The organism is Phocaeicola sp. RTP21359st1_B8_RTP21360_211022, from assembly GCF_040911965.1.
Lineage (GTDB): Bacteria > Bacteroidota > Bacteroidia > Bacteroidales > Bacteroidaceae > Phocaeicola > Phocaeicola vulgatus.
In genome coordinates this window covers 51,493-60,934 of the sequence record NZ_JBDFXP010000033.1, presented here as the reverse complement: position 1 = coordinate 60,934, position 9,442 = coordinate 51,493, and the positions used below count along the sequence as shown (strand labels likewise).

Below are 9,442 nucleotides of genomic sequence, written 5' to 3'. Positions count from 1 at the left end.
TCAAGATAAATATCAAAACGGTCAGCACTCTTGTCGAAATTGACAATATCAAAGTTGTCTATAAGCACATCCGGAAGGATGGCACGAAGGAGTCGTTCGGGTTTCATGAAACAAAGGTAAGCAAAGATAGCTAATTTTAAAACTTACCAACCAGAAATTTCCGCTGAGCCCATATAACACTACTAATTCTTAAGATAGCCAACACAAAATAAAAAAAAGATCTTCTAAAATTATAATTTTAGAAGATCTTTGTCTTTGACAAGTGGTTTGTCTGTTGGGATACCAGGATTCGAACCTGGAAAAACAGGACCAGAATCTGTTGTGTTACCATTACACCATATCCCAATTTTCCTATCAAAACACCCGTTTTGGTTTTGACGCTGCAAAGATACGGCTTTTTATTTAATCCACAAATTTTTGAAGCTTTTTTTTCTAATCAAGATTCTTTTTTCTCCATTTGCCTTCTTTTCCGGCCTTCCTTATCCTTCTTGACCGTGTATCATCATTCTAGACTTAACATAACAATAAAAAGATTCTCTAACTAAAAAAAACAAAAACCGAATATATTTAATGCACATTTTTTCGCTAGAATGAGAAAACCAAGTATCTTTGTGCATTGTTGTAAATACATATATTAGAATAATCAGTTGTTAATAACATTATAATGAACGAAGCAGAGACTTTAATAAAAAAAATAACAGAAGGCATTCAAGAAAAGAAAGGTAAAAACATTGTAATAGCGGACCTCACCGCCATTAATGATACCATTTGCAGCTATTTCGTAATCTGTCAAGGTAATTCCCCAAGTCAAGTTACAGCTATCGTTGACTCAGTCAAGGAATATGTACATAAAGAAATAAATGACAAACCTACGGGAATAGACGGACTGAGAAACGCAGAATGGGTTGCAATGGACTACAGTGATGTACTGGTACATGTCTTTTTGCCGGAAACAAGAAATTTTTATAATCTGGAACATTTATGGGCAGATGCCAAACTAACCCAAATTCCTGATCTAGACTAATCCAATACAGAATCAAAATGAGTGAAAATACCAATAATAAACCAAAGATAAACATGCCACGCTTCAATTTGAGTTGGCTGTATGTTATCATTGCCATGAGTTTTGCCATCCTCTACTTTTCCAATCAAGAAGGAGGAATTGACAAACAAATAACATATACCGAGTTTAAAGATATGATAAACAAGGGATATGCCAATAAAATAATTGCATACGATGACAATACGGTAGAAATGTACATTAAACCGGAATTTGTTAAAGATGTATTTAAAAATGACTATAAAAAAGTAGGTCGTAATCCAGCCTTGAACGTTGAAATAGGTTCCATGGAGTCATTGGATAAATTCATGGAAAAGGCACAGGAAGAAGGTCATTTTACCGGATCTATCAGTTATGAAAAGAAACGCGACTACTTCGGTGCATTATTTTGGAATATCGCTCCGTTTTTACTGTTGATCGGTATCTGGATGTTTGCCATGCGCCGCATGAGCGGCGGAGCAGGGGCCGGAGGCGCCAATCCATTCAACGTAGGTAAAAGCAAAGCTCAGGTATACGAAAAAGGAGACAAAACTAACCGGATTACTTTTAAAGATGTAGCCGGACAAGCGGAAGCTAAACAAGAAGTGGAGGAAATTGTAGAGTTTCTGAAACAACCTCAGAAATACACGGAGCTGGGAGGTAAGATACCTAAAGGCGCTTTACTGGTAGGCCCTCCGGGAACCGGTAAGACTTTGCTGGCAAAAGCTGTTGCCGGTGAGGCGGATGTACCTTTCTTTTCGCTTTCGGGTTCCGACTTTGTGGAAATGTTTGTCGGAGTAGGTGCATCCCGTGTACGTGACTTGTTCCGCCAGGCGAAAGAGAAAGCTCCTTGCATTATTTTCATTGATGAAATTGACGCGGTAGGACGTGCCCGTGGCAAAAATCCAAGCATGGGTGGAAATGATGAACGCGAAAATACATTAAACCAATTATTGACAGAAATGGACGGTTTTGGTTCAAATAGCGGTGTGATCATTTTGGCCGCTACCAACCGCGCGGATATATTGGATAAGGCATTATTGCGTGCCGGTCGTTTTGACCGCCAGATTCATGTTGACTTACCCGACTTAAACGAACGTAAAGAAGTATTCGGAGTACATTTGAAGCCTTTAAAACTGGACGAAAGTGTTGATCTGGATTTGCTCGCCCGTCAAACTCCGGGATTCAGTGGGGCAGATATTGCCAATGTATGTAATGAAGCAGCACTGATCGCCGCCCGCCATGGTAAGAATGCGGTTGGGAAACAAGATTTTCTAGATGCTGTAGACCGTATTATCGGTGGTTTGGAAAAGAAAACCAAAATCATGACTGCCGAAGAAAAGCGTACTATTGCCTTACACGAAGCCGGTCACGCTACGCTGTCTTGGTTTTTGGAACATGCCAATCCTTTGATTAAGGTAACCATTGTTCCCCGTGGACGTGCATTGGGAGCCGCATGGTATTTGCCCGAAGAACGGCAGATCACAACCAAAGAGCAGATGCTGGATGAAATGTGTGCCACTTTAGGGGGACGTGCAGCCGAAGAACTGTTCACCGGACATATTTCAACCGGTGCCATGAACGATTTGGAACGTGTGACAAAACAATCATATGGAATGATTGCTTATGCCGGAATGAGTGAAAAGTTACCCAACTTATGTTATTACAGCAACGATGAATACTCTTTCAGCAAGCCTTACAGTGAACGTACAGCCGAACTGATTGACGAAGAAGTGAAAAGAATGATCAACGAACAATATGATCGGGCAAAAGCAATATTATCCGAACATAAAGATGGTCACAACGAGCTGGCCCGTCTGTTGGTTGAAAAAGAAGTAATTTTCGCCGAAGATGTGGAACGCATTTTCGGCAAACGCCCCTGGACTTCACGTTCAGAAGAAATTATGGCTTTAGAAGCTACAGCAAAACCAGTAGAAGTAACCGAAGATTTTGAAGAGAAGAATTCTTCAGATTCTGAGGAAAAGGAAAAAGAAAAAAAAGAAGCATAACATTGTAGAAAGATCTGTCAACTATATAAGCATTGTCATTCTGAATGATACAAAGAGTCCGTAATAATCCAGATATATCCGGATTCTTCATGGTCACTCAGAATGATAAAAAAAACAGATCTTCTACTTTGATTTTTGAATCACTTAAGACTAACGACCGTGAAAAGCAATTTCTTACAACGTGCCATAACCGGAATTATTTTTGTTGCAGTACTGATAGGCAGCATCGTGGAAGGGGCTGTCTCATTCGGCATCCTATTTGCCATTATCAGCGCATTGGCAATCAATGAATTCTGTAATTTGGTCAATCATGTAGAAGGAATACAAGTAAATAAACGTATATGTATTCTCAGCGGAATTTTTCTTTTCCTGTGCTTTTTCTATTTTGGAATAGATCCTTCACAAACAGGTATATTTATTCCTTATTTAGCTTTATTTATTTATCTGATGGTCAGCGAACTTTATTTGAAAAAAGAAAACCCGCTGAATAATTGGGCTTATGCCATGTTAAGCCAGATGTATATTGCCTTGCCATTCGCTTTGCTGAATGTATTGGCTTTCCACTCGGACGAAACAGCCAGCCTTTCACAATACAACGCTATTCTCCCACTATCTATTTTTATATTCAACTGGGTGAATGATACAGGTGCTTACTGTACAGGCATGCTGTTTGGCAAACATAAACTATTTGAACGCATCTCTCCTAAGAAGTCATGGGAAGGCTCTATTGGCGGCGGCATTTTCTGTATCATAGCTTCTTTCCTGCTATCTCACTTCTTCCCTTTCATGTCTACCGGAGTATGGATCGGACTAGCATTGACAGTGGTAGTATTCGGAACCTGGGGAGATTTAACGGAATCTTTATTAAAACGCCGTCTAGGCATCAAAGATTCGGGCAATATTTTACCGGGACACGGTGGAATGCTCGACCGTTTTGACAGCGCGATTCTCGCAATCCCGGCAGCAGTAGTCTATCTGTATGTAGTTTCTTTATTTTAACTCCGCCAAATCCAAAGGATTAAAGCCCGGTACATCCTCGCCAGTGAGCGGATAAGAGAAAATATATGTTTTTTCTTCCCCGTCCACAGGATTAACCAATACCTTTATTCCTTTCAATTCACTGTTTTCCGGTGAATAATCATCTAATTTAAAAGAAACCATACCAGGTACCAATCTGCCCTGACTTCCGTTGTTATTATAGCGGAGTTCCAAATGCGCATATCCGTCCTTTGTCCAAGGAATCATCTCATTCACAACCAGATTAAGAATAGGTTTCTGCGGACTGGGAAAATTCAACATAAAACGTACATTCAGATAGTCATCAGAAGGCCACATATCCTTGATCTGTACTTTCATATTTCCAATACTGTCCATATTATCGGGGTTCAATCCGATAATTTCCTGAACAGGTACTAAGGTATAGTCATTCAAACGGATATTATAAGCAAATCCACTTTCACCGGCTTCCAAAAAAGAATAATTTCCAAAAATCCGTTCTCCTGCCTTCAAATCCCGGTAAGGAACAATATGCTGCACCACCCACAACTTCTCTCCGTTGTCCAACACCAAATAAGGAGCATCATACTGAGGTTGTTTTTCTACGGTAGCCATAGCTATAGTCACCGTACTGTCCGGATCACTTTCATCATTACCACAAGATGAAAAGGAGAATACTCCGCTCAAAAGAAGCATCGCCCCTAACATAGATTGAAAAAAATATTTCATATACTTCCAGGGTTTAAGTTGTTTACCCGAAAGAACAAAAAGAGATCGTGAAAAGTTTATTTCTTCAACAAAGCTACCATTTCACGGGCTGCTGTCCCCGAAGCTCCTGCCGGACCTAAAATCTGAATAATACGATCATACTCTTCCAACACCTTATTTCTGTATACCTTATTATATAAAAGAGATTCTAACTCTGAACGCACGTTATCCACCGTCATCGTATCCGCCACCAGTTCACGAACCACTTCCTTGTCGGCTACCAGATTAACCAACGAAATATATTTCACTTTTAGAATATGCCGGCGAAGAAAAGCGATAAATTTCCCTACCGGAGTATAGTAACACACCACTTGAGGAACACGGAAAAGAGCTGTTTCCAAAGTTGCAGTACCCGAAGTCACCAATGCCGCCTGCGCGTGCTGCAACAACCTGTAGGTCTGTCCGAAAATGATTTTAACCGGTACATTCGGATTTATATAATCCGAATAATAGGCAGGGTCCATCCCCGGAGCCCCTGCCAGCACCAATTGATAATCTTTGGTAAACGGAGCAGCAGCCTCCAGCATCATCGGCAGGTTGTCTTTGATTTCCTGTTTCCGGCTGCCCGCCAACAATGCGATAACAGGCTTTTCGGACAAGCCATTATCCGCCACAAATTCCGGAAATCCATCCGGATGTTCCTTACAATAAGCATCCACTGCATCTACACAAGGATTACCCACATAATGAACAGGGTACTGATGTCCGGCAAAAAACTCAATCTCAAAAGGCAGGATGGAAAACAGTTCGTCTACATCCCGCTTGATATTTTTAATCCTATACTCTTTCCAAGCCCATATTTTAGGAGAAATATAATAGTAGACAGGTATTTTCGTCTGCTTCTTTATAAACTCGGCTATTTTCAGGTTAAAGCCGGGATAATCCACCAGAATCACTACATCAGGAGCCCAACGAACAATGTCCTGCTTACATTCTTTCATATTCCGAAAGATAGTACGCAAATGCAACAACACCGGGATAAAACCCATATAAGCCAGTTCTTTGTAATGTTTCACCCGCGTTCCACCAACAGCCGTCATCAAGTCCCCGCCAAAGAAACGGAATTCTGCTTCCGGATCTTCCTGTATCAAGGCACGCATCAAATTAGATGCGTGCAAATCGCCTGATGCCTCGCCTACTATCAAATAGTATTTCATACTTCCAGATTCCAGTTTTTCAACTCATTCATCATCCCATAAGCAGTCACATCAATTTGGGTCGGAGTTACCGCCACATACCCATGCCCTAATGCCCAGTGATCCGAATCTTCCGCTTCCGGTTCATAGTTATCAAACTCTCCGGTCAGCCAGAAATACTCTCCCCCCCGAGGATGCAGACTACGCTTCCATTCATTAATCCAAGCCCCATTCGTCTGACGGCAGATGCGTACCCCTTTCAAGGAAGCTGTATCCGGAAAGTTCACATTCAAGCAAATCCCCAAAGGCAAGCCATGCTCCAGGACCTGCTCAGTAATACGGCGTATATAAGGCAGCGATGAAGAGAAATCAGCATCCGCAAAATGATTACATAATGAATATCCGATAGAAGAGATCCCCTTCAGACACCCTTCAATCACTACCCCCATCGTACCGGAATAATGCACATTCACTGAAGAATTATCACCGTGGTTTATTCCACCTATCACCACATCGGGACGACGGGGAACCACCGTATGCAATGCCAGTTTCACACAATCTACCGGTGTGCCCGTACATTTATACACAGTCAAATCCTCCTCTTCACGTACCTTGTAATACTTCACAGGATGCTCGGAAGTGATCGCCCCCGAAGCTCCCGAACGAGGACCGTCCGGTGCCATTACGATTATCTCACCCATTCCACGCAACCCGCGTATCAATTCATTCAATCCCTTAGCTTCCACGCCGTCATCATTTGACAGCAATATCAACGGTTTTTCTTTCTTCATATTTTTCCACTCTTTTTCTCGGAGCGTAAAGATACAACTCTTTGCCGGAACTACCCCTCACCGGAAAAGAAAATTATCTTAATGTTCTACAACCCAGTGCTAAAAATAGAATAGAATTGAATGAAAATTTCTATCTTTGCCGCCGTTGAGTTATTAACAAAACCAATGAGTTATCAACAGTTTTGCTAATGTCTGCCGTTTTTTATAGGTGCAATCACCTATTATTTGTTACTTCGCAGCGAGAAAAACTGATTAATATGGGAAAAATTATTGCTTTAGCCAATCAAAAAGGTGGCGTAGGTAAAACTACCACAACGATTAACCTCGCAGCTTCTCTGGCAACACTGGAGAAAAAGGTGCTGGTTATTGATGCAGACCCTCAGGCCAACGCATCATCAGGATTGGGTGTGAACATCAAAGAGGTAGAATGCTCTATCTATGAATGTATTATCAACGAAGCCGATATACGGGAAGCAATTTATACCACCGACATTGACGGACTCGACATTGTTTCTTCACACATCGACCTGGTTGGCGCAGAAATAGAAATGCTGAACCTGGAAGACCGCGAGAAGATCATGAAAAAAGTATTAGCCCCCATGCGGGACGAATATGACTATATCCTGATAGACTGCTCCCCGTCGTTAGGCTTGATAACAATCAATGCGCTGACAGCAGCCGATTCAGTGATTATCCCTGTTCAATGCGAATATTTTGCATTAGAGGGCATCAGCAAATTGCTGAATACCATTAAGATTATTAAATCGAAACTGAATCCTTCACTGGAAATAGAAGGCTTCCTGCTGACAATGTTCGATTCACGTCTGCGTCTGGCCAACCAGATTTATGATGAAGTGAAACGCCATTTTCAAGAATTGGTATTCAAGACAATTATACAGCGTAACGTCAAACTGAGCGAAGCTCCCAGCCACGGCATTCCTGCAATATTGTATGATGCCGACTCTACCGGAGCCAAGAATCATTTGGCATTGGCACAAGAAATTATAACACGTAACAGTAAGTAAACAATGGCAGTACAGAAGAAATTTGCTTTAGGACGCGGGCTTGACGCACTGATCTCGACTGAAGAAGTAAAGACAGCCGGCTCATCTTCTATCAACGAGATAGAACTGAGCAAAATATCCGTCAACCCTAACCAACCGCGTCGTGAATTTGATCCGGTGGCGTTACAGGAGTTGGCCGACTCTATTGCCGAAATTGGTATCATCCAACCCATTACGTTGCGTCAACTGAGTGAAGACTCTTACCAGATCATAGCCGGAGAACGTCGTTACCGTGCCTCCATACAGGCAGGACTTAAATCTATTCCGGCATACATCCGCACAGCCGATGACGAGAATGTAATGGAAATGGCGTTGATTGAAAATATTCAGCGTGAAGATTTGAATTCATTGGAGATTGCACTGGCTTATCAACATTTATTGGAACAATATGCATTGACACAGGAACGGCTGAGCGAACGTGTAGGGAAAAAACGTACCACTATCGCCAATTATCTGCGCCTGCTGAAACTTCCGGCCCAGATTCAAGTAGCATTGAAAAACCGCGAAATAGACATGGGACACGCCCGTGCCTTATTGTCCTTAGATGATCCTAAGACCCAAATACGTATCTTTAATGAAATACAGTCACAAGGCTATTCTGTCCGTAAAGTGGAAGAAATTGTCAAGGCACTGAGCAGTGGCGAGACAGTGGACAGCGGTGGGAAGAAGATCAAACCGAAAGGCTCCAAATTATCCGAGGAATACACTTTGCTGCAAAGCCACCTCTGCGGATTCTTCGGTTCGAAAGTACAGCTATCATGTACAGCCAAAGGAAAAGGCAAGATCAGTATTCCGTTCAACAACGAAGAGGACTTGGAACGAATCATGGAAATACTGGATTCACTGAAAAAGAAAGAATAAAGCGTTATTACTACATTGAAAAGAAGAACATCCACATATAAACTGTTTACATTCCTGCTTTTATGCCTTATGATGGCTGGAAGCATGAATGTTCACGCCCAAAAGGCACGCAACCGCCGTATGGGTATAAAGACAGATTCTATTATACAAGTCAAAGATTCACTTGTCATTGACAGCCTGAAACTGCTGGAAGAACGGCAAAAGATAGAAAATATGGAAGCACCTGTTGATACTGCCGCTTTAGTCCGTAAAAATGATTCCATACAGAAAGCAATGGCTGCCGAAACAAAACCCCGGTTTATCCCGAACTCCAACCGTGCCATCTGGCTGGCGTTGGTAATTCCCGGCGGAGGACAGATATACAACCGTAAATATTGGAAACTGCCGATAGTATATGGTGGTTTTGTGGGATGTGCATATGCGCTGACCTGGAACAACAGAATGTACAAGGACTATTCTCAAGCCTATCTGGATATTATGGACGATGACCCTGATACCAAAAGCTACGAAGACTTCCTGCCTCATGGCATGAGCGCGGAAGGTATGGAGGACACCTTTAAAAAACGAAAAGATTTCTATCGCCGAAATCGGGATTTAAGCATATTCTGTTTTATCGGTGTATATATACTGTCTGTCATAGACGCATACGTGGATGCCGAACTATCTGATTTTGACATATCCAAAGACTTAGGTCTTCAAATACAACCTGTTATTTTTAATGACGGCCGGAGCAGGATACCTAATACAATAGGCCTGCAATGCAGCTTCAAATTTTAAT

The 9,442-nt window shown here is 41.9% G+C and carries 9 protein-coding genes, 1 tRNA gene and 1 pseudogene; 6 read left to right on the top strand and 5 right to left on the bottom strand.

From position 1 onward, the window contains the following. Together AB5062_RS16140 and AB5062_RS16135 are read right to left on the bottom strand one after the other, a co-directional pair. Window positions 1-107: pseudogene (locus AB5062_RS16140) on the bottom strand (transposase family protein); the annotation flags it as partial. A gap of 167 nt (window positions 108-274) precedes the next feature. Continuing rightward, a tRNA-Gln gene (locus AB5062_RS16135) sits at window positions 275-345 on the bottom strand. 319 nt (window positions 346-664) lie between these two features. On the opposite strand from AB5062_RS16135, the gene rsfS reads away from it, so the two are divergent. The 3 genes from rsfS to AB5062_RS16120 all read left to right on the top strand — a co-directional run bounded on the left by rsfS (window position 665) and on the right by AB5062_RS16120 (window position 4,047). Then, window positions 665-1,024, top strand: coding sequence for a ribosome silencing factor (rsfS, locus tag AB5062_RS16130; RefSeq protein WP_118292509.1), 360 nt, complete (start codon window positions 665-667; stop codon window positions 1,022-1,024). A 17-nt stretch (window positions 1,025-1,041) separates the two neighbouring features. Next, window positions 1,042-3,048 (top strand): ATP-dependent zinc metalloprotease FtsH, encoded by a 2,007-nt coding sequence (gene ftsH / locus AB5062_RS16125; protein WP_005845817.1) that lies wholly within the window; start codon window positions 1,042-1,044, stop codon window positions 3,046-3,048. 159 nt (window positions 3,049-3,207) lie between these two features. Further along, a complete protein-coding gene (locus tag AB5062_RS16120) occupies window positions 3,208-4,047 on the top strand; it encodes a phosphatidate cytidylyltransferase (protein ID WP_118292508.1) in 840 nt (279 codons plus the stop codon). Here AB5062_RS16120 and AB5062_RS16115 read toward each other — a convergent pair. The 3 genes from AB5062_RS16115 to surE are packed head-to-tail and all read right to left on the bottom strand — an operon-like array spanning window position 4,039 to window position 6,739. Continuing rightward, entirely contained in the window at window positions 4,039-4,773 is a 735-nt protein-coding gene (locus tag AB5062_RS16115) for a NigD-like protein (RefSeq protein ID WP_032945822.1), read from the bottom strand. The genes AB5062_RS16120 and AB5062_RS16115 overlap by 9 nt on opposite strands. 56 nt (window positions 4,774-4,829) lie before the next feature. Next, window positions 4,830-5,969 carry a lipid-A-disaccharide synthase gene (lpxB, locus tag AB5062_RS16110; RefSeq protein ID WP_032945824.1) on the bottom strand — a complete coding sequence of 380 codons (1,140 nt, stop codon included), beginning with the start codon at window positions 5,967-5,969 and terminating at the stop codon, window positions 4,830-4,832. Further along, window positions 5,966-6,739: a 5'/3'-nucleotidase SurE gene (gene surE / locus AB5062_RS16105; RefSeq protein WP_005845809.1), complete on the bottom strand. Its 774-nt coding sequence runs from the start codon at window positions 6,737-6,739 to the stop codon at window positions 5,966-5,968. The genes lpxB and surE overlap by 4 nt, the downstream gene beginning before the upstream one ends. A 257-nt stretch (window positions 6,740-6,996) precedes the next feature. On the opposite strand from surE, the gene AB5062_RS16100 reads away from it, so the two are divergent. Genes AB5062_RS16100 through AB5062_RS16090 form a run of 3 tightly spaced genes read left to right on the top strand, consistent with a single transcriptional unit; the run spans window position 6,997 to window position 9,441 of the window. Beyond that, window positions 6,997-7,764, top strand: a complete 768-nt coding sequence (locus tag AB5062_RS16100; RefSeq protein ID WP_005845807.1) for a ParA family protein — start codon at window positions 6,997-6,999, stop codon at window positions 7,762-7,764. Window positions 7,765-7,767: 3 nt separating this feature from the next. After that, window positions 7,768-8,664, top strand: coding sequence for a ParB/RepB/Spo0J family partition protein (locus tag AB5062_RS16095; protein ID WP_005845804.1), 897 nt, complete (start codon window positions 7,768-7,770; stop codon window positions 8,662-8,664). Window positions 8,665-8,679: 15 nt separating this feature from the next. Next, complete coding sequence (locus tag AB5062_RS16090; RefSeq protein WP_224205276.1) at window positions 8,680-9,441, top strand: DUF5683 domain-containing protein; 762 nt, start codon at window positions 8,680-8,682, stop codon at window positions 9,439-9,441. Window position 9,442 lies beyond the last annotated feature (1 nt).

Excerpts from the sequence above, each read along its gene's own strand:
- AB5062_RS16095 (WP_005845804.1), top strand. The coding sequence starts at position 7,768 with ATGGCAGTACAGAAGAAATTTGCTTTAGGACGCGGGCTTGACGCACTG.
- surE (WP_005845809.1), bottom strand. The coding sequence starts at position 6,739 with ATGAAGAAAGAAAAACCGTTGATATTGCTGTCAAATGATGACGGCGTG.
- lpxB (WP_032945824.1), bottom strand. The coding sequence starts at position 5,969 with ATGAAATACTATTTGATAGTAGGCGAGGCATCAGGCGATTTGCACGCA.
- AB5062_RS16100 (WP_005845807.1), top strand. The coding sequence starts at position 6,997 with ATGGGAAAAATTATTGCTTTAGCCAATCAAAAAGGTGGCGTAGGTAAA.
- rsfS (WP_118292509.1), top strand. The coding sequence starts at position 665 with ATGAACGAAGCAGAGACTTTAATAAAAAAAATAACAGAAGGCATTCAA.
- AB5062_RS16115 (WP_032945822.1), bottom strand. The coding sequence starts at position 4,773 with ATGAAATATTTTTTTCAATCTATGTTAGGGGCGATGCTTCTTTTGAGC.
- ftsH (WP_005845817.1), top strand. The coding sequence starts at position 1,042 with ATGAGTGAAAATACCAATAATAAACCAAAGATAAACATGCCACGCTTC.